The following is a 26,342-nucleotide window of genomic DNA, read 5'->3' on the forward strand; positions in this document are numbered from 1 at the left end:
ATTTAATTATTTAATTATTTAGTATCATACCAATTCGCTTAATTAAGTGATCAACTTTGAGGCAAGAAAATCTTGTCGATAACAAGGCAAAAATTTCGTTATTTAGTTGCTCTATATCAGAAATTTTTAACGCAGTTACCGTCAGATTTAATCCCTCAAATTGATTAAGTATTATTGCGGGTTGGTATAAGCACGTGGCATTTTTGAATCTGTCGTATAGCGGTCACGCAGTTTATCTTGACGAGATTGTGTAGAAACCTCAACGCCATTAATAAACATTTTGCTTACATGGCTGCTTAACTCAAACGGGTCATTACTCCATATTACTACATCAGCAGCTTTGCCAACTTCAAGGCTACCTGCATTAATGCCAAATACATCAGCAACGTTTGATGTTAGCGCTTTTAACGCACCTTCTTGGCTCATACCATAAGACACAGCATTACCAGCATCAAAACGCAGCTGATAAATATTGTGACTTGCATCACCACCTACCGTTAATAATACTTTAACGCCTGCTTTTTCAAGCATACTAGCATTATCTAAACTTGCATGAAGCGAATCAAAGCTTCCAGGTAAGCTATCCATTGCACTAATAATCACTGGAATATTTGCTTTAGCAACGCGCTCTTTTACTACAACAGCATCTTGCGCACCATTAAGTACTAGGTTAATACCAAATTGCTCTTTTACTTTAATTAGCTCAATAATATCCGCCGCACGCGAAACGCCAACCACTAATGGCATTTCACCACTGAGTACTTTAGCCATTACTTTATCTTCAGTACTTGGCTTGTCGTCATCTTTTTTCGCTTTTTTACCGGCTTTAGTTTTGTGCTCATCAAGCTTATTAATCAGTGTTTGCAAAGTAAAAGCACGTGAGCCTTTACTACGCTCACCTAAGTAAACAATTAAAGCCGCTTGTTTTTGCATGTCGCTGTCAAAACTACCACTTAAATCAACAACACTCGCAAGGCCTGAAAAAATGCTATCGCCGCCATGAGGAGTAATTACATCGCGTGTTACGCCGCCTTTACGAGCGTAAGGAATTAAGCTTGAATGTGCGTTGTAAGCAAGGCTTACATCAAAATCAATACCAGCTTTTTCCTCACCTGCATCGCGAGAGCCTGCAACTGCACTTACTTCAACTAAACCAAGTTGATTAATACTTGCTATAAAGCCAGGGGTTACAATTTGCCCCTTTGCATCAATAATTTGATCTACTTTAATTTCAGTTGGATTAATCGCTGTGATTTTACCATCTGTCATTACAATGCTTGCCGCTTCTAATACACCTTGATCAGAAGACGTATGCAATGTTGCATTAATAATTGCTAGCGATTGTGCGCTTACAGCACCAGATGCTAATAATCCTGCAGCAACCAGAGAAAGCGAAAACGAACGTGATAAATTTTTCATTCTGGGTGCTCCTTATTGTTGACCTAACATAAAATCACTTGTTGCTTGGTACGCGCTGTCGTTTCTATCGTAAACCTTTGCACCATCAACAAACACTTGTTCAGCTTTAGCATAGACACTAAATGGGCTTTGATTCCAAATAACAACATCGCCCTGCTTACCCGCTTCTAGTGAACCTGTTTTGTCATCAATACCTAGCGATTTAGCAGCGTTAGACGTGATCCATTTAATAGCGTGTTGCTCAGAAATATCAAAACCATTTTCGTTAGCTCGGTACATCACCTTGCCCGCTTCTTGGTTTAAGCGCTGAATAGTAGTATCTGAATCTGAGTGAACAACTGCACACGAGTTTTTAACCGCATCAACAATAGCTACGTTTTCTTGAACCATGTCGTAGGCTTCCATTTTAAAGCCCCACCAGTCTGGCCAAAGTGCAGCACACGAACCATTTTGTGCAAGTAAGTCAGCAATTTTATATGCTTCTACACCGTGATGAAAAGTACCTGCGTGGTAACCAAATTCTTTTGACAGGTCAATCATCATTGCCATTTCTTCAGCTTTATAACAATGATTATGAATACGTACTTCGCCTTCAAGCACACCGCGAAGCGTATCGTGTTTAATATCACGTACTGGCGCTTCTGGGTTTAAACCGGCTTCATAATCGGCATCATATTTATCCCATGCACGTTTGTACTCAGCGGCTTCAGCCCATGCCATTCGGTAACCAGCCATATTACCCATACGGGTTGAAGGCAATACACCTTGACGACCATAAACACGTTTAGGGTTTTCACCACACGCCATTTTTAAACCATACGGCGCCTCTGGAAATTTCATCCCTTGCATAGTGTGCGCTGGTACGTTTTTAAGCGTAACGCCGCGTCCACCAAATAAGTTAGCTGAGCCTGGTAAAATTTGTAGAGAAGTAATGCCGCCTTCGCGTGCACGATTAAAGCCTGGATCTTGTGGCCAAACAGAATGCTCAACCCACACTTCTGCAGTGTTAGGGCTGGTCATTTCGTTACCATCTTGATGCGACTCGACCGAAGGACTTGGGTATGCGCCTAAATGTGAATGTACGTCAATAATACCCGGTGTTACCCATTTTCCTTGTGCATCAATTGTTATATCAGCAGTGGCTGTTAAGTCTTTACCTACTTGTTGTACTTTACCATCAACAAGTAATACATCAGCCTCATCTAAACGCTCACCAGTACCGGTAAGTACTGTTGCATTTGTAATAAGAGTGCTTGATGTAGAAATTGGCTGATAAGTACTTGGGTAAGGATTTTTGTTAATTGTTATTTTATCGTCTTGTGGGCCGTTTTCTTGGCAGCCTACAAGTGCAGCAGCTAAGCCAACCGCTAATAAAGAAGGTGCAAATTTTTGCATGTTGTTTGGATCTCCTGTTTTTTTGCTACTTTAGCGAAACCTAAAGGATAAAGCCAAAAAAACAGGTGAAAACGCAGTTAATTAAGATGAATTTCTGTAATTATTTCTTTATATAATTGTTATATAGCTTTTCAAGCGCACCTTCGGTGGTAAGCGAGGGATCTTTACTAATAAAGTGCTTAACCGTACGCGTTACAAAATCAGAGTTTTGCTTATGTAGCTTAGAAAAATCTTTAATAAGTGTATTACCATCTTTAGCCGCCGTTACTTTGTCATGACGATGACGATACTGGCTCAATGCTTTATTAAAATCGCCTTGATAGTCTTCAACCAAAATTTTATAAAAGTCGCTTTTTTGAACATTTAAATCGTTAATGCAGTAATTTAGCGCCTCTTTAAAGTCGGTAAATATCATGCCTTCTACATCAAACTCTTTTGTTTTTTCGCGCACTGCTACTTTGGCATCTTCTGTGGCATAGCTAAAACCCGTAAAGGCTAAACGCTCAGCGGCTTCTTTGCCTAATTTCATACCCGCTTGAATACTATGGGCAAACTCGTCGCTCATGTCGCCAAGTTCGCTTTCTTCCCACATGTTATAAACGCGCAGTGGTTTAGCATATTTATTTGAGAGCTTTTTTTTAAGCTTGGTAAAGCGCTCATCAATCGTCATCAGTCTTTCGTTATGTAAAAGTGCATGGCACTCATAACACGCAGGAATAGAGATAAAGTCAGCCTCTTCACCTAAATCAACGATACTTTGTAGCATATGCAGTGGCGGACAATGATCGCGCTCTGTCGCTTCACAGCCACAATAAAAACACTGATTAAAATGCTGCTGATCGCACGCGTATGCTTGCTGATAATAACTGGCTAACGTTTTGCTCACCGTTGCTCCTAAAAAAACACGACTAAATTATGGGGGCGATAATAACAGCCTGAAAAAATAAGTTATACCAATTGCATTAAATTAGTGCTCTATTATTTCACTAAGAAAATAGTGCAATAACAGGCACAAATAACAACGTGTAGTTATTCTATACAAATAATTTTTAACGCAGTAAGTACACTATTTAATGCTATCGAATGATTAAGTTTTTTATTAGTCGCTAGATTTAAATAACGGCCGCTATTAAACCAAATAAACCACCAAACACACCGCCCCATACTACAAGCCAGCCTAGGTGCTCGCGGATCATGGTCTGAATAATCTCTTTAACCATTTTAGGAGTAAGCTCATCTAAGCGCTCATCAACTAGTTTAAGCACCGTTTTATGTAGGCTTTCTGCGCTATTACCTTGTGAAAGTGTTTGGCTTACTAATGCTTTAAAGTCGTCAGTTTGAGAAATCTCACTAAGCGACAATTGCATTTTTTCAATAAACTTTTCACGCATCGGCTCTATTGCCGCTGTACCGCCAAACATTCCTAGCATACTACCAAACTGAGACTGCTCTATTACCTCTAACAAATTGTCGAATGCAGGGTTTAGATCAACATTGCTAATTATTGGCTCAAAGTCGATATTGGGCTGCGCTTTATTGAGTAAATTATTAATTTTTTGCTCTGAAAAAAACTCCGTTAATATCAGGTTTCGTATAGCTACTTTAAAGCTTTCAAACTTAAGCGCTATAACACCAGAACCATATAAAAACGGGACTTTTTCGAATAACATATGAATAGCTAATAAATTAGTTACCGCGCCAGAAAGTGCAAATAAACCAACAGACAACACAATTGCTTGGTTAAACATAAAACCTACAACAACACATAAACCCGCTAGCAAATTGGTTATTAAACTTTTGTTCATTTTAACTCCACTACAGTAAGTGTAATTTTATTCAATATAGCCGTTAATTTTACAACGTTTAGATTGTTAAATTAATACCTTTTTGCCATAGTTTAAGTATCTGTTTAAAAGGCGAGCAATTGTTATGTGGAAAACAGTAAATGAGCACATCAGCCGAGCCATCAATTTTGACTTTAAGCACACCTACAAACGCCAATTACAAAGTACAAACACCGACAAACTATTTCATATTACCAATGGTACGCATAACTACCTCGTTAAAATAGCACTAAAAAGCGAGCTCGAGCGTTTAGAAAGTGAATTTATTGGCTTAAAGCTTTTGGCGCAAAATAGTAATTTTAAAGTACCTGAATGTATTACAACTGGTGCAAATATAGAGTTTTCGTTTATTGTTTTACAATGGCTCGTTTTAGATAAACAACCCCACGACACGTGGACTAATATGGGGCGTAACCTCGCTAAAATGCATCAAAAACATGACCAAGCTATGTTTGGTTTTGATGTAGATAATTATCTAGCCACAACCATACAGCCAAACCGCTGGCACAAAAAGTGGGATGTATTTTACGCCGAAGAGCGTATAGGGTGGCAATTACAACTACTCGCTGAAAAAGGCATTAACTTTATTGAGCCCGAACGCTTAATTAATACCGTAAAAGAGCAACTACATAGCCATCAAGTACAACCTTCATTACTGCATGGCGATTTTTGGCGTGGCAATATGGGATTTTTAAAAGCAGAACCAACAATATTTAACCCGGCTTGTTATTATGGTGATCGGGAAGTGGATATTGCAATGAGCGAACTATTTGCCCCACTGCCTAAAGACTTTTATAGCGCCTATAACGCGCACTACCCGCTTTCTCAAAATTACGAAAAACGTAAGTTAATATACCAGCTATACCCCATTTTAAATCATGCCAACATCTTTGCCGGTCACTATCTTACTGAAGCTAAACAACATATAGAAAAGCTGGTATTTGAAGGTATAAAATAAATGTCATAAGCTGCATTTCAACACTATATTTAATGAGTAAGTAGACGTTCATCTGTAAGCGATTAAGTTGAACCTAACTTAATTATTTATAACTGGAGTGATTATGAAAGATTTTTTATCACAACGAATAACGTGCCCACACTGCGGACACCACATACATCTAGACTTAGACGCAAGCAGCGGCGATCAAGACTATATAGAAGATTGCACTGCCTGCTGTAACCCAATTCATTTAAATATGCATATAGACCATGCTAATAATAAATTGGAGCTACACGTAGACAGTGACGACGAACAAATATTTTAACTTAAGCCTGATGGCGTAAGTAGTTCTCTACCGTATTTACAATAGTGTAAGTTTGCTGATCAACTTCAATATTAAACTTGTCACCCACTTGCGCTGCACCAATGTTTGTAATGGCGAGCGTTTCCGGAATTAGGTGTATCCAAAAACCTTGTTCATCAACTTCGCCTACGGTTAAGCTTGCGCCATTTATAGCAACAAAGCCTTTATATAACACATACTTTTTCCACTCTTTTCGCAAGCTTAATTGTATTTTACAGTTATTCTCAAGTTTCACTATTTGAGAGATTTGTGACGTACAATGAATATGCCCAGACACTATATGCCCACCTAGCTCAGTACCAAACGTAACAGAGCGTTCGTAATTTACTAAACTGCCTAGCTCAAGCAAGCCTAAATTAGTTAACTTTAGAGTTTCGTCAATCACATCAAAATGCACTTGCGCCACCACATCATGATTACTTAGCTCAACTTGCACAACCGTTAAACAACAGCCATTAATAGCAATACTTGCGCCTAAATCTAAATGCTTAACGTACTCATCGCTCACCGATACAACTAAGCGTAACACACCATCAGCTTGAGTTTTAGAGACCACTGTTGCTTGTGTTTGCACTATTCCTGTAAACATAAAATCACTTAAAATTATTACAAAGTGCTAGTTTAACGTATCAACTCATAAAATCATTCACTACTGTGATTTTTATTTGAAACGCAATAGATTACAATTGCCGCCTGTTTTATCTAATAGCTTTTTTTATGACCTTTTGCAATTGGGAAGCCAAGCGTTTACTTTCCCTAGCCTTACCTGTTTTTTTAGCACAAGTTACACTTATTTTAATGTCGGTAGTCGACACAATTATGGCCGGCCAAGTTAGCCCTACTGACTTAGCTGCACTTTCTATTGCAACAGGAATATGGAACCCATTATTACTTGCTCTGCAAGGTATTTTATTAGCGCTTACTGGTATTATTGCGCAGTTTTCGGGCAGTGATGACCGCAAAGGCATTAGCCACTATTTTCAACAAGCGCTTTATTTAACCGCTATTTTAAGCTTTACAGGTTTTGGTATTGCCCATTTAGCAGATGCCATTATTTTAAAGCTCGATACAACGCCTGCTATTGCAAACCTTGCCATTGACTACATCCATTTTGTGAAATGGGGTGTGTTTGGATTTTTAATTTTTACAGTATACAGAAACGTTACCGAGGGCATGGGGATGACCAAACCCGCCTTTTATATAAGCCTATTAGGTTTAGCCGTTAATATTCCAGTAAATTATATTTTCATAAATGGCTTATTTGGTTTTCCTGCTTATGGCGGCGCAGGCTGTGGCATTGCCACAGCAATTGTTTTAACTGTTATGGCAATAGCACAAGTTACTTACTGCCAAATGAGTAAAAAGGTAGATGCTAAAGGCCTGCTTTCATCATTCGAAAAACCTAATTTCACTACCATTGGTATTATTACTAAGCTAGGTATACCAATTTCACTTGCAACCTTTTTTGAAGTCACTTTATTTGCGTGTATACCGCTATTTATTGCGCATTTAGGAGCAGTGGCTGTATCGGGGCACCAAATAGCAGCGAGTGTAACTACATTGCTGTTTATGATGCCACTGAGCCTCTCTATCGCTATAAGTATTCGTATTGGTAACCTATATGGTCAAAATAATTTACTGCAGTTAAAAGTTGCCGTATCGACTAGTTACATATTAGCTATTGTAATTGCACTATTTTTGGCACTTATGACTTTTACAGGTCGTGATTTAATTAGCCAACTTTATACCGACAGTCCCGCAGTAATGGCTCTGGCTTCATCAATTATGATACTAGCGTGTGTCTACCAGTTACCCGATGCATTACAGGTTGCTGCAAATGGCATGCTTCGTGGGTTAAAATACACCACGCCTATATCGTATATTACGTTTATATCGTATTGGTTAATCGGCTTTTGTTTAGGTTACGTATTGGCAAGAACAGACATAATTGTGCCAGCTATGGGGCCGCATGGCTTTTGGGTTGGAATAATAGTAGGCCTTAGTGTCGCTGCTATTTTATTAATGCTAACAGTAAGAAAGCGTCTAAAATATGAATTTGTTAACAGTGATTCACTCAATCAAAACTAATAAACTCAGCCTTAAAACATTACCAGCTGCTTTGCTGGTAATGTGTTTTTTAATGCTTACAGGCTGCAACAAACCACAAAGTACTGTAAACGCTACTTATATTGAACGCTTAAGTAGCACAGTTGATACAAGCACCACAGAGCCTGCGCCACTCAAGCAACTCCCTTTACTGCAGCCTCCCCCAATAGCACAAAGTGACTTAACATTGAGTATTGTGGAGCTTGCAGGCATTAGCCAATGTAAGCTTAACGTGCTTATAAGTGAGCACAATAACCAATTAGGAAAAACAGCCAGCGCTGCTGGGCAATTAAAATATCAAATAAACTTTATTAAAAGTGCGCAGGTTTGCTTAAATACGCTTGATAAAAATAGCCCTAGTTACACAAAAATACTCGCAGCCAAAAACTATAAAGAAACACACCTAATGTACTTTTTTAATACCATGTTATTTAAAGAACCTGAGTTAAATCGTACCTGGCAACTCACCTCAAACGAGCTCACTACTGAACCCGCTGGTTTTCGCGATACCGTATTTGCGCTAAAGCAACTTGTACTCATTAAACAGCAAATTAAGGCTAAAGAATTTAGTGAAATTAATAGCGACTCTATTTTTAGTGCACTCGAGCAGCTTAATAAATTTCAATTTAACCAAGCACTCATTCAATCAGTCCGCATGCAGGTCGTGTTAAATAACAACGCTACACAGTTTGTAAAAACACTAAACTTTAATACGCTGTGCCCAGAGGATAAAAATAATAAAAACGCAAAAATCATAAGCAACGTATTTCAAAAGTTTTACCTAAAAGAAATTCAGCCCTATCAAGCGCAATTAACTGGTTATCTAGAGGTACTACAACCGCTTTATAATGAGCTTTGGTTTAACGAAAGTATCTCAAGCCCTCAAATTAATAACTTAGTAAAAACGGGCTCAACAAGTAACTTACTGAACTTACTTAAAAGCTCAGCTAAAAAACATGTGGTTTGGTGGCAAGGTTTTTATAAAACGTGTGAAATAAGCCCAATATGAATAAAAAAACGGCAAATAAACTCAAAAACAACAAACTTGCTTGATTCACCAACCGCCACGCTATATATTAGCCGCCGTTGTTAAGCAATTAACACTTACTTAAATAAAGTAATACGACTGTAGCTCAGTTGGTTAGAGCACTACCTTGACATGGTAGGGGTCGGTGGTTCGAATCCACTCAGTCGTACCAACGTTTAAAAAAGTATAATTGAAGGAAAAAGCACTACCTACTCTTGATCACCCGGTCCAAAGGTCAGTAGTTCGAATCCACTCAGTCGTACCAACATTTAAAAAAGTATAATTGAAGGAAAAAGCACTACCTACTCTTGATCACCCGGTCCAAAGGTCAGTAGTTCTAATCCACTCAGTCGTACCAACATTTAAGTAAAACCTCAAAAATTGTACGACTGTAGCTCAGTTGGTTAGAGCACTACCTTGACATGGTAGGGGTCGGTGGTTCGAATCCACTCAGTCGTACCACTTCAAAGTAATAAAAAAAAACTAAAAATACCGAAGAATAAGCACTACCTACTCTTGATCACCCGGTCCAAAGGTCAGCAGTTCGAATCCACTCAGTCGTACCAACATTTAAGTAAAATAAATAAAAGTACATCTGAAGGAAAAAGCACTACCTACTCTTGATCACCCGGTCCAAGGGTCAGTAACTCGAATCCATTCAGTCGTACCAACATTAATAAACGTATAATTGAAGGAAAGAGCACTACCTAATCTTGACCACCGGTCCAAGGGGCAGTAACTCGAATCCACTCAGTCGTACCAATTAAACTATACATTTCAAACGGTTAAAAACCTAAATAATCTATCTATATAATTTTTACGCTGAATTTAAATTCTAAGTTTTTATTATTTTGTATTCAAAATTTAGAACTGACTAGAACCAAATCCAAAAAACCGTCCTAAATATTATGCTTTTCATCGAGTTGTTCCTAAAACAATATCTGAACGCCTAAAGCTATTTTCAGTTAAAATAGACCACTTCTTAGCAAGTGTATAACTTTACAGTAGTTTAGATTGAGCAACAAAAAATTTAAACAATTACCTTTCAACAGTTTGAGGAAGAATCCCTATGTGGTATTACTTACCTTAAACTCATTTACTTGCTTAATGTTTTTATTTAGTTTTAACAATACCTCAATAAGTGTATCAAGCTCTTTTTGTGAAACCCCTTGTAATAACAATCTTTCTCGCTCTAAAGCTACATAGAGAATTTTATCATGTAACTTTTCACCTTTTTCCGTCAGCTTTGCTAATGATGAACGACCATCTTTAGCATTTTTTATAAAGCTAATATGGCCTAACGTTTGTAATTGTTTTAAAGCTCGACTAACAGCTGCTTTATCTAGGCCAATCACCTGACAAATACGATTTGCAGAAATGTTAGTTTCTACTTTCAGCATCGCTAATACACGCCACTCAATAACGCCTACATTAAAGTTTTTTCGATAGCATACAGATGCACCACTTGAGAGTTTATTAGAAAGAAAATTTACAAGCGCAGGTATATATCGTTCAAGATCTAGCTGCTTAGCACTAGGTTCTTTGGGTTTAGAAGGCATTGGTTTTTCCAATTTTTAGGTATAAATAAATTTTACTAGGTAAATCTTGAGATTAAAACTATTTATGATCATTGCTTATTACGAGCAAAGAGTTTTACATTCATAACGTTAACACTAAGTTAATCTCTACACCCAAATTATAGTTGACACCTCAACTATAATTCAACATTATAAACATAAAGTAACAAACATTAGGAACTTTATGTTTTCAGTAAACGTACGCAGTAAAAAGGTTGAAACACCTAATATTGTCAGTTTTGAGCTAATACCTATAAATGGGCAAGCTTTACCTAAATTTGATGTGGGTAGCCACATTGATGTGGTGCTTAATGATAAAATAACTCGTCAGTACTCACTTATCAGCCATCCTCAATCCGATGAGTTTTATAAAATAGCTGTATTAAAAGATGCCAATTCACGAGGAGGCTCAATTGCACTTCACTCTGATGTGCAAGTCGGTGATACATTATCAATTTCTGATCCTCGCAACCTCTTTGCACTCAATTCAACTCATAATAAAGCACTATTATTCGCAGGCGGTATAGGCATTACTCCGATAATCTCAATGGCAAGAGAGCTTGATATTAACGGCGTTGATTTTGAGCTTCATTATCATGCTAAATCCCCCGTAGAGGCTGCTTTTTATCAAGAATTGCTAGAGTGTTCATTTTCTGAAAAGGTATTTTTTCACTTTTCAACCCAGCCAAAAAAAGATGCCAAAGAACTTATTGGTGAATTTAAAACGAATACGCATTTATACACTTGTGGCCCAGCAGCTTATATGGAATATATTTTTGACAGTGCAAAATCAAATAACTGGAAAGACGAGTACTTACACAAAGAAAATTTTAAAGCTGAACCTAAAGCAGAAGGTACTGAAGATATTCCGTTTAAGCTCATTTTGAGCCGTTCAGGCTTAGAAATTGATGTTTCTGCAGAGCAAACCGCACTAGAAGCAATGGAAGATGCGGGTATTGAGTTAGACGTATCATGCGAAATGGGAATTTGCGGGACATGCGTTACCTATGTGACATGCGGTATACCCGACCACAGAGATGAATTCTTTACTGCTGATGAAAAGGCAAAAAACGATAGGTTCACACCCTGTTGTTCAAGAGCGTTAAGCGACTCTCTAACGCTAGATTTATAGAGAAAATTTTAACACTAGACTTTACACGAGACACTTATGACCACACATACACAAACTAATTCGGACACTAAAACCCCCTTTCCTCTTAACATGTGGTACTTAGCAGCACTAAGCAAAGAGTTAACCGACAAGCCACTAGCTCGCACTTTATTAAACACCCCTATAGTTTTATTTAGAGATGCACAAGGCCATGCTAGCGCACTTGAAGATCGTTGTTGCCATCGCCAACTACCTTTATCGATGGGAACACTTGAAAAAGAAGGATTAAGATGCGGTTATCATGGTCTATTATTTAATGGCCAAGGCCAATGTCTTGAAGTACCAGGGCAAAAAAAAGTTCCAAGAAAAGCAAAAGTAACGCCTTTTACACTTAAAGAGCAAGATGATTTAATTTGGATTTGGTTTGGTTCAGAGCAAGGCTCAACCCCTGATCAAGACCCACCTCGCTATCTTTATCATTCTGACGAAAAATATGTTTACGATGGTGATGTATATCACTACCAAGCACCATTTCAACTCATACATGACAACTTACTCGATCTTAGCCACTTAGGTTACGTACACCTTAAAACGATTGGTGGTGACGCTAAAACGCATATGCATGCACAAATGGATGTAGAAGCTATAGGTGATAAAGTGACCGTAAAACGTTACATGCCAAATTCAACCCCGCCACCAACATATACAGCTGCTTATCCATTTAAAGATAAAATAGATCGCTGGCAAGAAATTGAATTCTATCCATCACATTTAAGGATATGGACTGGCGGTATTGACGCAAACAGTGAATCGGTAACTAACCCTAACCGTGGCGGCTTTCATATGCGTGGCTTACATTGCATAACTCCAGAGACAGAAGAAACATGTCATTATTTTTGGACTATATCAACAAACCCAACAACTGATATTGAAAACGTAAAACAAAAAGTAGTAGAACAAACTCGTTACACGTTCAATGAAGACAAAGTGGTTATTGAAGCGCAACACAAATCAATGAAGCACTTTAAAGGGCAACCTATGATTGATATCCATGTTGATACCGGTGCAAATCACGCTAGGCGAATAATTAAGCGCTTATGTGAAGCTTAAAGGCTTGTTTTAATTATATTAACTCAAACTGAGGTATTACTTTTTCAATGGCCTACAAAGTAATACCTCATCATATTGGACCAAAAATACGCTAATTAAAAATTACGTAGATACTTAGTAGACCAGCTTGCTACCTCTGTTGCTATTAGCAATAATAAACGCATTAAAAAACCCATGTTCTCAAACACCACCTTTTATTATTTTTATAGTCTATGCGTTTAAGGATCATATTTGTTTAAACTCCCTATTACTAACATCGCGCTTATAATTGTATGCAGCGGATCTATTATCGGACCTCTCGGCATGGCCGGCGTCAACATAGCTATTCCAAATCTTGCCGAGGATTTACAAGCAAGCGCTAAAATGATTGGTTGGATGCCGACCCTTTACTTACTTAGTAGCGTGATATTTATGCTGCCTTGCGGGAAAATAGCCGATAACTATGGTCGAAAACGAGTATATGCATTTGGTTTAGGCCTAAATGCACTAGCATCACTGATGTGTGCTATTGCGTCATCAATTGAATGGGTACTTTTTTGGCGTTTTGTACAAGGCGCTGCAGGTGCCATGATTTTTGGTATTGGTGTTGCAATTATTACTTCTATTACGCCAAATAATAAAAGAGGCATGGCACTGGGCACCTCTGCAGCGTGTGTGTATATAGGCTTAAGTGCAGCCCCTGCAATAGGCGGTTGGCTCACCGAAATATGGGGATGGCGGGCTGTATTTTACTCTCAAATTCCGCTTGTCCTTCTGCTACTACTTGCTATTAAACTTTTTTTACATGGTGAGTGGAAAAACGATAAAAAATCCTCGTTTGACTGGTGGGGTACTGCGCTTTTCTCACTCTTTGCAATATGTTTAGTATTAGGACTCAGTGATTTACCCACTATGACTGGATGGGGTTTAACATTACTTTCGGTAATAAGCTTAGGATTATTTATTATTCACCAAAGTAAAAGCAGGCGACCACTAATCAGAGTACAAATGTTCTTAGAAAGCAGAGTATTTAGCTTATCGCTGTCTACATCGTTTTTAATGTACGCCAGTAATTTTTCATTGGCTTTTTTGTTAAGCTTATATCTGCAGTATATTAAAGGGTTAAGTCCTTCTCATGCTGGCCAAATCGTGTTACTGCAAGCGGTTTCTATGGCCATTATGGCACCATTGTCCGGTAAACTTTCAGATAAATTACAGCCACGCATAATAGCTACATTTGGCTGTATAATTGTTATGGTCAGCTTTTTTTTACTATCACTGTTATCTATGGACTCAAGTATCACATACATTAGTGGCTCACTGTTATTGTTAGGTATTGGCTTTGGCTTATTCTCAACGCCTAACAATAATGCAATTATGGGTGCTGTAGATAAGAATGAGTTAGGCGTAGCCTCTTCTTCCATGAATTTATCACGAACAATTGGTAATTTATTTGGAATGAGCTTGGTAAATTTAATTGTGCATTATTACTTAGGGGACAGCACGTTTTCAGCGCAACATAGTCATGCTTTAATGAGTACAATTTCACTCGCGTTTAACGTGTCTTTAGGCTTTGTAATTCTAGCAAGCTGTATCTCGGCATTTCGTGGGAAAGCCTAAATTATGCGTTGCTGATACGGGTTACACGTATAAAAGTAATTATAAATCGTTTTATACGTGTAAGTGTATTTATAAATCGAGTGTTATGGACCCTGTTTTTGCTCTTGAACAACACGGCATAATCAACTTGCCTTGTGCTTTTTCTTTGTCTGTTAAAAAAACATCGCGATGTTCCGGATTGCCTTCCACTACACCAGTTTGGCAAGTGCCACAAACTCCTGATTCACACGCAACTGGTATAAATATCCCATTAACCTCTAGCACTTGAGAGATAGACTGCCCTTCGCCTACAGTAAACTGTTTACCTGAGCTAGCAATTTTTATAGTGAATGACGTGTCTTCTGAAATATTTTCAGCAACCACTGGTGCGGCGAAGTACTCTCGATGCAATCTCTCCTCAGACCAACCCAGCAAACGAGCATGATTTAATACATATGTTATAAACTCAGCAGGGCCACATATATACAAGTCAGTATCATGAATATGCTCACTTAGCACCTGTTCTACATCCATACGACCCGATTGCAATTCTTGGCTAAAGTGAAACGCTATTTTATCGCTAAACGACCCTAATTTTAATGCTTCAACAAATGCTGCAGTTTCAGAAGATTTAGCGCAATAGTGAAATGCGAAAGGTGTCCCTAAACTATGTAATGTTTGAGCCATCGTTAATAATGGCGTAACCCCTATTCCACCTGCAATCAGTAATGTATTTTTCTTTGGATTCAGCAATGAAAAGTGATTTTTAGGTTCACTTACTTCGACTCTATCGCCTATTTGTAGGCTATGTACCTCTGCTGATCCACCACGAGATTGAGGATCTTTTAATACTGCAATTTCGTAGTAACGTGGGTCGCACTGTAACCGACATAGAGAATATTGACGAAGCAAACCATTTGGTAGCTTTATATCAATATGTGCACCTGCCTCAAATGGGGGCAAATCCTCATTGTCAGCGCATCCAAGTACGAGCCTAACAACCGCCTTTGCTTCAACGACCACATTTTTAACAATAACTGAAATCATCCTAATTCCCTTTGTTAAAATGTTACTGATTGGAGCGGTAGCTCGTCTGTAGATATATTTTTCGCATTTATTTCTTTATCGATTAAACGCTCAATGATACGTCGCGACTGAACACCACCGGCATCTATATCAAGCTTTAAAAGATCAAATTGCGGGAAACTCTTCAGATTTTGCTGCTGACGTTCTAATACCTCTAAATCTTCTTGGAAAATACTGCCTTGCCCTTCTCTAATTTTATCAGTTAATGTAGCGTCTTGGGCATTAAAGTTACGTGCCATCCCCCAAAAGTACCACATCGTATTTTCAGTCTCAGGAGTAATAAAATCAACCACTGTACTGCTCGCTTTTTTATTCTTTGGTGCATCAAAACCACCATAACCAGCATGTGCTACACCCACATCAATCATTACATGTGATGGCGGCATAAAGCGACAAATTTGCCAACGGTCTACTGGTGTATCCGATGCAAGCCCATTACCCTCCAGAGCAGTTCGCCAAAATGGCGGTGCCATAATATTTTCCATATAACGGCGACAAAAAACTTTATCGCCTTCTACTTCAGTTTGCACCGGAGACTCATCAATTTCTTTTTGGCCTATACTACTAGCATGAACGTAGGTTTCATGTGTTAAGTCCATTAGATTATCGATCATTAAACGATAGTCGCATTTTATATGATACAACCCCCCCCCATAGGCCCAAGTATCATCTTCAGCCCAAGGTAAGTGTGGGATAAGATCTGTATTTGCAGCCTCTTTATCACCAGGCCAAACCCAGATAAAGCCAAAGCGCTCCTCAACTGCAAATGACTTCATACACGGAAATCTCTGCACACGTTGCAGCGGCATTTCTTTTGTTTTACCGTCCTCACCCATTTTTAGACCATGATAGCCGCATACAAGCAAGCCGTCCTCAACATATCCTAAAGATAAAGCTGCGCCACGGTGTGGACAAAAATCTAGCACCGCAGCTACTTTTCCATCCGCCTGACGATAAAAAGCAATACTTTGATCACACACTTTTCGGCCGAGTGGTTTATCGTGATTGATTTCATCACTCATTGCCGCCACATACCATGTATTTTTAATAAAGGTCTGCTTAGCCATACCTTGATCTCCTGTTGTGTTTTTGTTGTCATTGGATCCAATATAAACTAATAATCCAGATAAATAAAACAAACATGCGTAAATTGGATCCATATAATTTTCTTTTTTGCACTTTTAGTCACGCTTTAGTTGTAAATTCACACTATTTCAATGACTATATGCAGTGTAGATTCCTAATTGGATCCAGTTTAAAAAGTAATTGAGGTAATTTTTTATGACTAAGTCAGGCCAAAATGCAGTAACCACATTGCGACAAATGATTTTAACTGGAGCACTAAAAACCGGAGAAAGGCTCGTTGAAATTGCTACTTCTGAACGTCTAGGTGTTTCAAGAACGCCTGTAAGAATTGCATTTAGAACACTTGAACAAGAAGGTTTGTTGACCAAACTTCCTAGGCGTGGCTACGAAGTCCGCTCAGTTTCACCAATTGAAATTGAAGGCGCTATTGAAGTAAGAGGAGTATTAGAGGGCCTAGCTGCTCGACAAGCTGCTGAAAACGGCCTTAACGAAGAACAAAAACATGAAATACAATCCCTTCTTGCTTGTGGTGATTTATTATTTGAAGGGGCCGAACTAACTGAAGATGACTTAGCAACCTACCATGATATGAACCGCCGTTTTCATCTACTAATTATTGAAGCGTCGGGTAACTTGGCTATCCAGGCTGCACTATCTAAAAATGAGCACCTACCATTTGCCTCGGTAAGCGCGCTTGCCATCGACAAAAATAATATGCAAAAAGAGTTTAAACGCTTTGCATTTGCACATCAGCAACATCACCACGTATTTCATGCAATGCTTTCTCGCCAAGGTGCTCGTGCTGAAGGAATTATGCGTGAGCATGCACAAGCAACACTCGGTTACGATCGAAACTATCACCGAACAGAGCTTAAAAACAAACTCACAGTTATTTCGCACGCAAATAAATAACATGCACAGAAGTGTCACTCACTCTTACATATTGAGGGAGCCATATTCTATAAGATATAAAGCTTGCTAATGAAGGAGGCCTTTAAATATTAAAACTTATTAAGCCTTTGTGCGCTCACGCGAAACCAACATAGCAATGCCCATACCACCACCAATACAAAGTGTTGCTAACCCTTTTGTTTTATTAGCTCGCTGCATTTGATATATCAGCGAGACTAAAATACGACAACCTGAAGCTCCAATTGGATGACCAAGTGCAACCGCCCCTCCGTTAACATTTACTTTATTGCTATCTAGCCCCAGCGCAGTATTTACATACAAAGCTTGAGCCGAAAATGCCTCATTAGCTTCAATTAAATCAATCTCATGCACTTGCCAGCCCGCTTTTTTACACACAGCCTGCGTGGCCGCTATTGGGCCAGTGCCCATGTAAAGCGGCTCAACACCTTCGCAAGCGGTAGCTTCAATCACAGCTAAAATAGGTAAGTTTAACTTTTTTGCATACTCGTCTGTAGTAACCACCACCATCGCTGCGCCGTCGTTAATAGTCGAACTATTTCCAGCAGTAACTGAGCCACCTTTTTTGAACGCAGGCCTAAGCTTACTAAGGTTTATAATTTGTGTATCAGCTTTTACTGATTCATCAACATCAAAACTCTTGATATCGCCTCCACGTTTTGCAATATAAATAGGGGCAATTTCATCTTTGAATAAACCACTGCTAATAGCATTTGCTGCTTTTTGCTGTGAATGAACTGCAAATTCATCTTGTTCCGCTCTAGAAACAGCAAATTTTTCAGCTATATTTTCAGCTGTAATTCCCATATGTATATTTTCGCGACTATCCCACAAACCATCTTTTATCAGGCTATCAACCAAAGATAAGTCACCTAATTTTTTAGGTACTCTATTATTGGGTAATACGTGCGCCGCCTGAGACATACTTTCTTGCCCACCAGCAACCACCATTTTAGCATCACCGCAAAGAACTGATTGCGCAGCCAATTGCACCGCTTTTAGTCCTGAGCCACATACGTGATTAATAGTAAAAGCAGACACATTAATAGGTAGTCCGGCATTAAGTGCTGTCTGCCTTGCTGAATTTTGGCCACAACCAGCTGTTAGCACCTGCCCTAAAATCACCTCCTCAATGTGTGGCTTTACTTGCGGTGTTTCATCAAGAACGGTTTTAAGTAACTGACTACCTATTTCAATAGCTGATAGGCTTGATAAACTTTGTCCAAAACCACCAATTGCGGTTCTTTTTGCAGCAACAATAACAGCCTTCATGCTACCACCTCAGGCAAGTCCATTTCGGGTACATGCTCAGGAATAACAAGCTCACCTGCTGTTAACCGTTGAATATCTTCTACCGAGACATTCGGCGCCCTTTCTAACAAATGAAATTTACCGTCTTTAATTTCCATAAAAGCGAGATCAGTTAGCACTTTTTTAATACAGCCCTTACCAGTTAGTGGCAGTGTACAATTTGCTAATAACTTTGATTCACCATGCTTTGATGCATGGGTCATAGTGACAATAATGTTATCGGCACCCGCCACTAAGTCCATAGCACCTCCCATTCCTTTAATTAACTTCCCGGGGATCATGTAAGACGCAATATTACCATTCACATCCACTTCAAAAGCGCCTAATACAGTTAAATCAACATGGCCACCACGGATCATGGCAAACGACTCTGCACTATCAAAAATTGAGGCGCCGGTTGCCATAGTCACCGTTTGTTTGCCTGCATTGATTAAATCAGCATCAAGTTCATCTTCTGTTGGAAATTGCCCCATACCTAACAATCCGTTTTCTGATTGAAGCATCACTTCAATGCCTTCAGGCACATAGTTAGCAACAAGCGTTGGAATACCAATACCTAAGTTTACGTAGTATCCATCTTGTAGTTCTTGCGCAACACGCATTGCTAATTGCTCTCGGGATAAAGCCATTGTTACACTCCTTCAGCTTGCGAAGCACGAATAGTGCGTTGTTCTATACGTTTTTCAAATGAACCTTTAATAATACGATCCACGTAAATGCCAGGAGTATGAATTTCATCTGAATTTAATTGTCCTGCCTCTACAATCTCTTCAACCTCTGCCACCGTAATTTTCCCCGCTGTAGCCGCCAAAGGATTAAAATTACGTGCTGTTTTTCGATAAACTAAATTACCATATGTATCAGCTTTCCAAGCTTTAACAATGGCAAAATCACCTTTAATCGATTCTTCTAAAATGTAGGTTTTACCATTAAAGTTACGTTCTTCTTTTCCTTGTGCAACTGGAGTTCCATAACCCGTTGCGGTGAAAAAGGCAGGAATACCGGCACCACCGGCACGCATTTTTTCGGCTAATGTACCTTGAGGTGTCAATTCAACATCCAGTTCACCAGACATCATTTGTCGCTCAAACTCTGCATTTTCACCAACATAAGACGCAATGATCTTTTTGATTTGTCGTTTTTCTAGCAGCAACCCTAAACCAAAGTCATCAACACCACAGTTATTCGACACAAGCGTTAACCCCTTAGTACCTTTTTTTTGTATTTCCTTAATTAAATTCTCTGGTATACCGCATAAGCCAAAGCCACCAGCTAAAACGGTCATACCGTCTTCAAGTCCTTCAAGCGCTTGAGAATACGTAATTACTACTTTATTAAATCCAGCCATTGTTTAAGTCCAAATTAAGAATGTGTTTATTAGTTTGACAACAAAGCAAGATATAGTTAATTTTATAATTATGTTTTATTAATTAGTTTTTCTTATAAATGAATATAAAACAATTGAAGGCATTTACGCAGGTGGCTTCCAGCCTAAGTTTTGTAGAAGCCGCAGCTAAATTACACTTATCGCAACCCGCGCTTAGTTTAAGTATCAAAAATTTAGAAGAGAGCTTGGGCGGTAAATTATTAACTCGCACAACACGTACATTAGTACTCACCCAAGAAGGTAAAGCATTTTTACCTGTCGCTAAAAACTTATTAAACCAAATAGACGCAGCAGAACGAGAGATGAAAAAGCGATTTGCACTGGATCTTGGGCATACATCTATCGCAGCCATGCCCTCTTTTGCCAGTTCAATTTTGCCAAAAATAATTAAGCGTTTTCATACAAAGTACCCAAACATAAAACTCTCAGTGGACGATGTGTTATCTGATACGGTTATTGACTTGGTAAATGCTGACTTGGTGGAACTCGGTATTTCATTTGAGCCTAAACATAATGGTGACTTAGTATTTCATCCGCTGTATAACGATCAATTTATTGTGGTTTTACCTCAATTTCATCCGCTTGCTAAGTGCCATAGTATTAGTTGGTCGGAGCTACTAAAGTTTGAGTTAATTACTCTGCAAAGTCCCTCTTCTGTCAGAGGGCTAATTGAAGACACTCTCTCGCAGCATAACATTGCACTCAACCCTGCATTTGATGCGCACCAGTTAGCGACTGTTATAAGGATGGTGAGTAATAATTTAGGAGTGGCTGTTGTACCTGCACTTTGCAAAGAGCAAGCATTAGAAGCAGGCGTAATATGCAGAGAAATAAATTCCCCTATTATTGCAAGACGTGTAGGCGTTATTTCTAAACCTATCACGTCTTTATCTATCGCGGCTAAATCAATGCTTGAAACAATTAAGCTCTATTCATTGGAGTTAAGAGATTGAATTTAGGCCCATTGAATGTTCAAACAGGTGCCTTATTTGTATCATCACACTTTAAATCTCTTGCACCTTTACTTTTTAGTGCAGCGACCAGCGATGCAATTGCACAACAAATAGCAATTAGCACAAGCACAGCACTCAAAGAGTCCAATGTTTTTTGAAGTAAAGTTACAACAATAGGTGCTGTAAACTGACCTAAAAAGAACATACCCGTCCACATCCCAGTTCCTTTACCACGTACATTTTCAGGGAGTAGCTTTAATACCCATGTTAAAGTCGTTGGTAATAAAGAGCCAAAACCCAAGCAACCAATAAAAATAGCTATTGATGAAATTACAATTGAAGAAGACACTGCTGTTGCAAAGTAACCAAAGGCACTTAAACCAAAACCAACACATAATAAAAGTGGCCCTGAGATATGCTTAATTTTTCCGTAACAAAATGCACCTAATGCAACACCTATATTTGCTAAAGCTCCTATTCCGCCAATAATAGCGGGCGTCACTGCCTGACTAATCGACAGTACTTCACCTAGTTTTACAATCATAGAATAAAAAATAATACCAACAAATAGTGTTATAAATAATAGAGGCAGTACTTTTTTTACAGGGAATCCCGTGAGTTGTTTGTCTTCATTTGCTCTTACTTTAGGTTCAAATAAGTTTAAAGCAACCAGCAAAGCAACAGGCAAGGCAAGTAAGTATAAAACAAATGGGCCTCTTGAACCCAATACTTCACCCAACATACCGCCAAGTGCAATGAGAAAAATAGCACTTAAGCTCACTGACGCTATTTGTATAGAAATCCATTTTTGTCTTTCTTTTCCTATGAAGTAGTCAGCAATTAATGCGGTAGCAATTGTCATAATAACCGCTTCTGTAATACCTAAAAAAATACGAGATACTATTATATGAGATAAACTTTCCAAGAAATAAGGTAATACCCCAACAGCGCTGTATATTAACAGAGCAAAAATAAGGAGCGACTTCCTGCCAAACTTATCAGAAAGAGAACCCGCAATTGGAGAGAATACAGCAACACAGAGTGCAGGAATAGTCATAGCAATAGGCACTAAAACCTCATAACCACTAATATGCTTAAACTCTTCAAGTAACATAGGCAGCACAGGAACAAGGGAGATGACTGCCATAACAGGCATAATAGCCGCTAAAATTAAAATAATACCGTGTTTAGTAGAAGCCACAGTGGGCGAGATAGTATTCATAAAAACTTCCTTTAATTATTGTGTGTTTTGCTTAGTGTGTTGTCGGGTCATTAAATACAAACCCGAAGGCTCCACTATGTGTTGAAAGTTTCCAATTGTAGAATTTAATATTTAGATAGAATGTATCACGTAAATAAATAGTTAATTGCAATTACCTTTTTTATCACCTTTCCTCGCTAGAGTGCCTAGTTCTCTCATGTATCTATGAAATAGGTAACTTCAATCATAAAAATCAATTAACTTGATATGCAGTTTTTACTTTATCTTTACTTTTGCGTTGCACACACATCGCAATCTCGTCACTTGTATTAACAAGTGATTAGTAAAACGCTTTTACACACACAATTATAAGGATAGAACTATGAACAAATCGTATTTACGTTCATGTATTCTGACTGCATGTTTAGCACCTTTAGCTATTTCGGCTCAAACTGCCGAAAAAACTACAGAACCTAAAGCAGATAGTGGTATTGAGTTAATAACGGTTACAGCACTTAGAAAAACAGAAAGTTTACAAGATGTGGCTGTACCTATTGATGCCGCAACAGGTAAAGAACTATCACGCATCGGTGTTACCGATGCAACAGGGCTTAATAAAATATCACCTGCACTCAATGTTGTCTCTGGTGGCGGCTCTAATACTGTATTTTTTGTCAGAGGCGTTGGTAACTTTGCTGTAAATGCATACACAGATGCTGCTTTAGCATTTAACGTAGACGGTGTATTTTTAGGGCGCCCAACAGCCACAACGGCATCATTTTTAGATGTAGAACGTATAGAGGTTTTAAAGGGACCTCAGGGCACTCTTTATGGCCGAAATGCAACAGCGGGTGCGATAAATGTTATTTCAACAAAACCTGAACTTGGTGAGACATTTGGCAATATTTCTATTGGTGCTGCTAACTATGGAACAATAACAGCTTCTGGTGCTGTCAATTTACCAATAAGCGATGACTGGGCAGCTCGTTTTGCGATTGGCAAAACTAAAAATGACGGCTACAACGATGATGGTACAGCGGCAACAGATGATACCGCATACCGCGCACGTTTATTTGGTGAGTTTTCAGAAGATGTAAACCTTACCGTCACTGCAGATTACTCAACAACAGAAGGCAATGGTAATTCACCTTCATTTGAAGGTAGTTACGGATTCCCACTCCAAGGAAGTAATAACCACCCAAAAAATATTCCAGGTTACAACTTCAATCCTGCTCCAGATAACGTATCAGCTCCTCATACAGGCCCAGGTACACCAGCTGCAGTTGAATACTACACAGGCCAAATAACCTCGCCAGCATTTACTTCTATCACTCCCCTATATGACCCTTATATAGACAACGAGTATATGGGGGTGTCGGCAGAGTTAAACGTTGCAACATCATTGGGTGATCTAACAATTATTCCGGCTTATAGAGAGAATACGGTTGACGTTTTATTTAATAATCCCGCTTTCCAAGCAGCTATTAATCAAGAAAATCACCAGCAATCTAGTTTAGAAGCTCGTTTCTCTACAACCGTAGGGGCGCTTGATTTAATTATGGGTGGCTTTTACTTTGATGAAAAAGTTGATGGTCTAGCCTCATTTAACCAATACAGCTTGCAATCAACGCAAGATATTGAAAACTCCAGTACAAAGTCAACCGCGTTTTTTGTTCATGGTAAATATCACATCTCTGATGATCTTAGACTCGTTGGTGCTGTGCGTTGGACCAAAGATAAAAAAGAATTTAAGGGACAAGCGGATGTATTTCTAAATTTATGTATTAGAGATTTACCAGCCTACCCTGGCGGACCAGAAATCCCTAATTGTGACGGTGCGCCAGTTATTCCTGTTGGTGCAACTGTTGCAGAAACAATTGCATCTATTGATCCAGCGGATTTGCCAGAAGGAGCTCCTATAGCTAATCGAGGTCCTGTTCCGTATGGCCAAATTCCGTTGTTTCCTGGTGCGCCAGATAACCTGCGTGCAAACTTGCTTTTCATTAACCAAACACAAATTGACCGTGTTCAAGAAAATGACGAAATAACGTATCGAGCAGCAATAGAATACGATATTGCTGATAGTAATTTACTCTACACTAGTTACGAAACAGGCTATCGTTCAGGAGGGTTTAGTCCAACAGCAGGTCGTGAAGAGTTTTTACCTGAGTATATAAATGCATGGACATTTGGTTCTAAAAATAGATTTTTAGATAATTATTTACAAATCAATGCTGAGGCATTTATTTGGGATTATGAAGATCAACAGGCAAGTCACTTTGGTATTGATGGTAATGGTAATTCTGCATTCTTTACTGAAAATATAGGTCAATCAAGTATTAAAGGCGTTGAAGTTGATATTCTTTATCAACTGACTGAAGCAACACGAATCAAAGGTAATATTCAATACCTAAAAAATGAGATTGAAGAGTTTAGTTACCTTCAAAAAACGCCAGACGAAGCTGTAAATGTTGTGACTGGTTGTGACACAACGGTAATAAGCATGACTGATGGGGAGCCCACATATAATGTCAACTGTTCAGGTAAGGAAGGCAGAAACTCGCCATCACTTTCTTTAACTGCAAGTATTAACCATTACTTAGAGTTTAATAATGGTTATTCGGCATCGGTGTCTTTTGATGCTCGTTACCGCGACGAACGTTGGGTTGGCTTTGACTTCTTACCATCACAGCGTGCTGAAGATGTTATTACCTTAGACACTTCTATGCAATTATTTTCAGCAAATGATAAGTGGTCAATTCTCGCATATGTGAGAAACATAACTGACGAAGAGATAAAAGCAACATCACAGTTATTTGCTAATGGTGGCAACACCATGGTATCAACCTATGAAAAACCAAGAACATACGGCATTACATTTAAATATGACTTCTATTAAGAGAGCACACACAATGAAAAAAAGTAGTATTTTATTTAATTTATTTCTATCTATAGGCTGTTTAGCATTTACGTTTAACGGTAACGCAAGCGAAACAAAAAATGAGTGGATAACTCTAGGTACGATGGCAGGCCCTATTCCTAATGCAAAACACTCTCAACCAGCTAATGCGATGCTTGTTAATGGTAATACCTATTTAGTAGATGCGGGTGATGGAACTGCAGGGCAATTAGCAAAAGCAGGACTTAATATAAAGGATGTGGATGCTATATTTTTAAGTCACCTTCACTTTGATCACACAGGTGGTTTGCCTGCAATTATTAGCTTAAGGTGGCAAACAAGTGCTAATAATGAGCTTGTTATATATGGCCCGCCAGGTACTCAGCAAACCGTTGATGGTATTTTTAAATACATGACTTACGGTGCATTAGGTCATTATGGTGTTCCTGGTCAAGTTCCAGCTCCTGCAAATAACAATATTAAAGTAATTGAGGTTCAAGATGGCTCAGATATTAAATTTGATGACTTTACCCTAAATGTAATTAGAAACACTCATTATAGCTGGCCAAAAGGCAGTGACGAATGGAACAAGTTTCAAGCTTTATCGTTTAAGTTTACACTGGATGATGGTTATACTGCTGTTTACACTGGTGACACGGGCCCTAGTAAGGCCGTAGAAAAACTCGCAAACGGCGTTGATTTATTAGTTAGTGAGATGATGGATATTGATCATACCGTTAATCAAATTAAGAAAACGAATCCTCGTATGCCAGAGAAAAAATTTAAAGGTATTCATAGGCACCTTTCAAAGCATCACTTATCTCCTCAGCAGGTCGGTGAGCTGGCTAAAGCAGCAGACGTAAAAAAACTCGTCATTACTCATATGGCGCCAGGGTTAGATACTCCAGAGGAAATCGACTTTTATACCAAGCAAGTGCAAGGTGAATACAAAGGGACGATATCAATAGCTCAAGATTTGAATCGGTATGAATTAAAGCACTGACCTAATTATATAAAA

The 26,342-nt window shown here is 38.7% G+C and carries 23 protein-coding genes and 2 tRNA genes; 13 read left to right on the forward strand and 12 right to left on the reverse strand.

Annotated features, from left to right (window positions below; genetic code table 11):
* Positions 1 to 171: 171 nt before the first annotated feature.
* The 4 genes from H5092_RS16100 to H5092_RS16115 all read right to left on the reverse strand — a co-directional run bounded on the left by H5092_RS16100 (position 172) and on the right by H5092_RS16115 (position 4,619).
* Positions 172 to 1,419, reverse strand: a complete 1,248-nt coding sequence (locus H5092_RS16100; protein ID WP_182672154.1) for an amidohydrolase family protein — start codon at positions 1,417 to 1,419, stop codon at positions 172 to 174.
* 12 nt (positions 1,420 to 1,431) lie between these two features.
* Complete coding sequence (locus tag H5092_RS16105; protein WP_182672155.1) at positions 1,432 to 2,814, reverse strand: amidohydrolase; 1,383 nt, start codon at positions 2,812 to 2,814, stop codon at positions 1,432 to 1,434.
* A 100-nt stretch (positions 2,815 to 2,914) separates the two neighbouring features.
* Positions 2,915 to 3,700 carry a hypothetical protein gene (locus H5092_RS16110; protein ID WP_002962505.1) on the reverse strand — a complete coding sequence of 262 codons (786 nt, stop codon included), beginning with the start codon at positions 3,698 to 3,700 and terminating at the stop codon, positions 2,915 to 2,917.
* A gap of 226 nt (positions 3,701 to 3,926) precedes the next feature.
* Positions 3,927 to 4,619: a hypothetical protein gene (locus tag H5092_RS16115; RefSeq protein ID WP_024603971.1), complete on the reverse strand. Its 693-nt coding sequence runs from the start codon at positions 4,617 to 4,619 to the stop codon at positions 3,927 to 3,929.
* Between the two features lie 124 nt (positions 4,620 to 4,743).
* On the opposite strand from H5092_RS16115, the gene H5092_RS16120 reads away from it, so the two are divergent.
* Positions 4,744 to 5,616 carry a fructosamine kinase family protein gene (locus tag H5092_RS16120; RefSeq protein WP_182734016.1) on the forward strand — a complete coding sequence of 291 codons (873 nt, stop codon included), beginning with the start codon at positions 4,744 to 4,746 and terminating at the stop codon, positions 5,614 to 5,616.
* Between the two features lie 103 nt (positions 5,617 to 5,719).
* Positions 5,720 to 5,923 (forward strand): CPXCG motif-containing cysteine-rich protein, encoded by a 204-nt coding sequence (locus tag H5092_RS16125; protein WP_002962509.1) that lies wholly within the window; start codon positions 5,720 to 5,722, stop codon positions 5,921 to 5,923.
* 1 nt (position 5,924) lies between these two features.
* On the opposite strand, the gene H5092_RS16130 is transcribed toward H5092_RS16125, so the two are convergent.
* Positions 5,925 to 6,551 (reverse strand): riboflavin synthase subunit alpha, encoded by a 627-nt coding sequence (locus H5092_RS16130; protein WP_182721113.1) that lies wholly within the window; start codon positions 6,549 to 6,551, stop codon positions 5,925 to 5,927.
* Between the two features lie 128 nt (positions 6,552 to 6,679).
* Here H5092_RS16130 and H5092_RS16135 point away from each other — a divergent pair, with 128 nt between their 5' ends.
* The 4 genes from H5092_RS16135 (at position 6,680) to H5092_RS16150 (ending at position 9,557) form a co-directional block, all read left to right on the forward strand.
* Positions 6,680 to 8,050, forward strand: a complete 1,371-nt coding sequence (locus tag H5092_RS16135) for an MATE family efflux transporter (RefSeq protein WP_182721112.1) — start codon at positions 6,680 to 6,682, stop codon at positions 8,048 to 8,050.
* On the forward strand, positions 8,013 to 9,077 hold the full coding sequence (locus tag H5092_RS16140) for a DUF3080 family protein (protein WP_182721111.1): 1,065 nt from the start codon (positions 8,013 to 8,015) through the stop codon (positions 9,075 to 9,077). Before H5092_RS16135 ends, H5092_RS16140 begins: the two co-directional genes overlap by 38 nt.
* Before the next feature lie 113 nt (positions 9,078 to 9,190).
* Positions 9,191 to 9,267: transfer RNA gene (locus H5092_RS16145), tRNA-Val, on the forward strand.
* Between the two features lie 213 nt (positions 9,268 to 9,480).
* Positions 9,481 to 9,557, forward strand: a tRNA-Val gene (locus tag H5092_RS16150).
* 605 nt (positions 9,558 to 10,162) lie between these two features.
* Here H5092_RS16150 and H5092_RS16155 read toward each other — a convergent pair.
* Positions 10,163 to 10,654 carry a MarR family winged helix-turn-helix transcriptional regulator gene (locus H5092_RS16155; protein ID WP_182681183.1) on the reverse strand — a complete coding sequence of 164 codons (492 nt, stop codon included), beginning with the start codon at positions 10,652 to 10,654 and terminating at the stop codon, positions 10,163 to 10,165.
* A gap of 202 nt (positions 10,655 to 10,856) precedes the next feature.
* Between H5092_RS16155 and H5092_RS16160 the strand changes: the two genes are divergently transcribed.
* The 3 genes from H5092_RS16160 to H5092_RS16170 all read left to right on the forward strand — a co-directional run bounded on the left by H5092_RS16160 (position 10,857) and on the right by H5092_RS16170 (position 14,492).
* Positions 10,857 to 11,804, forward strand: a complete 948-nt coding sequence (locus tag H5092_RS16160) for a PDR/VanB family oxidoreductase (RefSeq protein ID WP_182716398.1) — start codon at positions 10,857 to 10,859, stop codon at positions 11,802 to 11,804.
* 36 nt (positions 11,805 to 11,840) lie between these two features.
* Positions 11,841 to 12,893: an aromatic ring-hydroxylating dioxygenase subunit alpha gene (locus tag H5092_RS16165; RefSeq protein ID WP_058429815.1), complete on the forward strand. Its 1,053-nt coding sequence runs from the start codon at positions 11,841 to 11,843 to the stop codon at positions 12,891 to 12,893.
* Positions 12,894 to 13,139: 246 nt separating this feature from the next.
* Complete coding sequence (locus tag H5092_RS16170; RefSeq protein WP_404936168.1) at positions 13,140 to 14,492, forward strand: MFS transporter; 1,353 nt, start codon at positions 13,140 to 13,142, stop codon at positions 14,490 to 14,492.
* 69 nt (positions 14,493 to 14,561) lie between these two features.
* On the opposite strand, the gene H5092_RS16175 is transcribed toward H5092_RS16170, so the two are convergent.
* Positions 14,562 to 15,518, reverse strand: coding sequence for a PDR/VanB family oxidoreductase (locus tag H5092_RS16175; protein WP_182695749.1), 957 nt, complete (start codon positions 15,516 to 15,518; stop codon positions 14,562 to 14,564).
* A 14-nt stretch (positions 15,519 to 15,532) separates the two neighbouring features.
* A complete protein-coding gene (locus H5092_RS16180; RefSeq protein ID WP_182721109.1) occupies positions 15,533 to 16,624 on the reverse strand; it encodes an aromatic ring-hydroxylating dioxygenase subunit alpha in 1,092 nt (363 codons plus the stop codon).
* Between the two features lie 214 nt (positions 16,625 to 16,838).
* Between H5092_RS16180 and H5092_RS16185 the strand changes: the two genes are divergently transcribed.
* Positions 16,839 to 17,555: a GntR family transcriptional regulator gene (locus H5092_RS16185; RefSeq protein WP_182695750.1), complete on the forward strand. Its 717-nt coding sequence runs from the start codon at positions 16,839 to 16,841 to the stop codon at positions 17,553 to 17,555.
* Between the two features lie 99 nt (positions 17,556 to 17,654).
* Here the strand turns inward: H5092_RS16185 and H5092_RS16190 are convergent, their stop codons facing one another.
* Genes H5092_RS16190 through H5092_RS16200 form a run of 3 tightly spaced genes read right to left on the reverse strand, consistent with a single transcriptional unit; the run spans position 17,655 to position 20,232 of the window.
* Positions 17,655 to 18,845 (reverse strand): acetyl-CoA C-acetyltransferase, encoded by a 1,191-nt coding sequence (locus H5092_RS16190; protein ID WP_182734020.1) that lies wholly within the window; start codon positions 18,843 to 18,845, stop codon positions 17,655 to 17,657.
* Positions 18,842 to 19,513: a 3-oxoacid CoA-transferase subunit B gene (locus H5092_RS16195; protein ID WP_058429821.1), complete on the reverse strand. Its 672-nt coding sequence runs from the start codon at positions 19,511 to 19,513 to the stop codon at positions 18,842 to 18,844. Before H5092_RS16195 ends, H5092_RS16190 begins: the two co-directional genes overlap by 4 nt.
* A 2-nt stretch (positions 19,514 to 19,515) precedes the next feature.
* Positions 19,516 to 20,232, reverse strand: a complete 717-nt coding sequence (locus tag H5092_RS16200) for a CoA transferase subunit A (protein ID WP_182734024.1) — start codon at positions 20,230 to 20,232, stop codon at positions 19,516 to 19,518.
* A gap of 98 nt (positions 20,233 to 20,330) precedes the next feature.
* Here H5092_RS16200 and H5092_RS16205 point away from each other — a divergent pair, with 98 nt between their 5' ends.
* Positions 20,331 to 21,224, forward strand: a complete 894-nt coding sequence (locus H5092_RS16205) for a LysR family transcriptional regulator (RefSeq protein WP_182734027.1) — start codon at positions 20,331 to 20,333, stop codon at positions 21,222 to 21,224.
* Positions 21,225 to 21,243: 19 nt separating this feature from the next.
* On the opposite strand, the gene H5092_RS16210 is transcribed toward H5092_RS16205, so the two are convergent.
* A complete protein-coding gene (locus H5092_RS16210; protein WP_154902995.1) occupies positions 21,244 to 22,446 on the reverse strand; it encodes an MFS transporter in 1,203 nt (400 codons plus the stop codon).
* A 361-nt stretch (positions 22,447 to 22,807) separates the two neighbouring features.
* On the opposite strand from H5092_RS16210, the gene H5092_RS16215 reads away from it, so the two are divergent.
* On the forward strand, positions 22,808 to 25,324 hold the full coding sequence (locus tag H5092_RS16215) for a TonB-dependent receptor (protein ID WP_182734030.1): 2,517 nt from the start codon (positions 22,808 to 22,810) through the stop codon (positions 25,322 to 25,324).
* A 13-nt stretch (positions 25,325 to 25,337) separates the two neighbouring features.
* The gene (locus H5092_RS16220; RefSeq protein WP_182721106.1) at positions 25,338 to 26,327 is read left to right on the forward strand and encodes an MBL fold metallo-hydrolase; all 990 of its coding nucleotides are present in this window, start codon (positions 25,338 to 25,340) and stop codon (positions 26,325 to 26,327) included.
* The last annotated feature ends 15 nt before the right edge of the window (positions 26,328 to 26,342 follow it).

This window comes from Pseudoalteromonas sp. SR41-7, from assembly GCF_014163935.1.
Lineage (GTDB): Bacteria > Pseudomonadota > Gammaproteobacteria > Enterobacterales > Alteromonadaceae > Pseudoalteromonas > Pseudoalteromonas distincta.

What these genes read in the sequence shown, in the direction of transcription:
- H5092_RS16105 (WP_182672155.1), bottom strand. Translation starts at nt 2,814, where the DNA reads ATGCAAAAATTTGCACCTTCTTTATTAGCGGTTGGCTTAGCTGCTGCA.
- H5092_RS16135 (WP_182721112.1), top strand. Translation starts at nt 6,680, where the DNA reads ATGACCTTTTGCAATTGGGAAGCCAAGCGTTTACTTTCCCTAGCCTTA.
- H5092_RS16160 (WP_182716398.1), top strand. Translation starts at nt 10,857, where the DNA reads ATGTTTTCAGTAAACGTACGCAGTAAAAAGGTTGAAACACCTAATATT.
- H5092_RS16115 (WP_024603971.1), bottom strand. Translation starts at nt 4,619, where the DNA reads ATGAACAAAAGTTTAATAACCAATTTGCTAGCGGGTTTATGTGTTGTT.
- H5092_RS16175 (WP_182695749.1), bottom strand. Translation starts at nt 15,518, where the DNA reads ATGATTTCAGTTATTGTTAAAAATGTGGTCGTTGAAGCAAAGGCGGTT.
- H5092_RS16185 (WP_182695750.1), top strand. Translation starts at nt 16,839, where the DNA reads ATGACTAAGTCAGGCCAAAATGCAGTAACCACATTGCGACAAATGATT.
- H5092_RS16180 (WP_182721109.1), bottom strand. Translation starts at nt 16,624, where the DNA reads ATGGCTAAGCAGACCTTTATTAAAAATACATGGTATGTGGCGGCAATG.
- H5092_RS16190 (WP_182734020.1), bottom strand. Translation starts at nt 18,845, where the DNA reads ATGAAGGCTGTTATTGTTGCTGCAAAAAGAACCGCAATTGGTGGTTTT.
- H5092_RS16165 (WP_058429815.1), top strand. Translation starts at nt 11,841, where the DNA reads ATGACCACACATACACAAACTAATTCGGACACTAAAACCCCCTTTCCT.
- H5092_RS16220 (WP_182721106.1), top strand. Translation starts at nt 25,338, where the DNA reads ATGAAAAAAAGTAGTATTTTATTTAATTTATTTCTATCTATAGGCTGT.
- H5092_RS16140 (WP_182721111.1), top strand. Translation starts at nt 8,013, where the DNA reads ATGAATTTGTTAACAGTGATTCACTCAATCAAAACTAATAAACTCAGC.
- H5092_RS16210 (WP_154902995.1), bottom strand. Translation starts at nt 22,446, where the DNA reads ATGAATACTATCTCGCCCACTGTGGCTTCTACTAAACACGGTATTATT.
- H5092_RS16100 (WP_182672154.1), bottom strand. Translation starts at nt 1,419, where the DNA reads ATGAAAAATTTATCACGTTCGTTTTCGCTTTCTCTGGTTGCTGCAGGA.
- H5092_RS16130 (WP_182721113.1), bottom strand. Translation starts at nt 6,551, where the DNA reads ATGTTTACAGGAATAGTGCAAACACAAGCAACAGTGGTCTCTAAAACT.
- H5092_RS16205 (WP_182734027.1), top strand. Translation starts at nt 20,331, where the DNA reads ATGAATATAAAACAATTGAAGGCATTTACGCAGGTGGCTTCCAGCCTA.
- H5092_RS16120 (WP_182734016.1), top strand. Translation starts at nt 4,744, where the DNA reads ATGTGGAAAACAGTAAATGAGCACATCAGCCGAGCCATCAATTTTGAC.
- H5092_RS16125 (WP_002962509.1), top strand. Translation starts at nt 5,720, where the DNA reads ATGAAAGATTTTTTATCACAACGAATAACGTGCCCACACTGCGGACAC.
- H5092_RS16155 (WP_182681183.1), bottom strand. Translation starts at nt 10,654, where the DNA reads ATGCCTTCTAAACCCAAAGAACCTAGTGCTAAGCAGCTAGATCTTGAA.
- H5092_RS16195 (WP_058429821.1), bottom strand. Translation starts at nt 19,513, where the DNA reads ATGGCTTTATCCCGAGAGCAATTAGCAATGCGTGTTGCGCAAGAACTA.
- H5092_RS16215 (WP_182734030.1), top strand. Translation starts at nt 22,808, where the DNA reads ATGAACAAATCGTATTTACGTTCATGTATTCTGACTGCATGTTTAGCA.
- H5092_RS16200 (WP_182734024.1), bottom strand. Translation starts at nt 20,232, where the DNA reads ATGGCTGGATTTAATAAAGTAGTAATTACGTATTCTCAAGCGCTTGAA.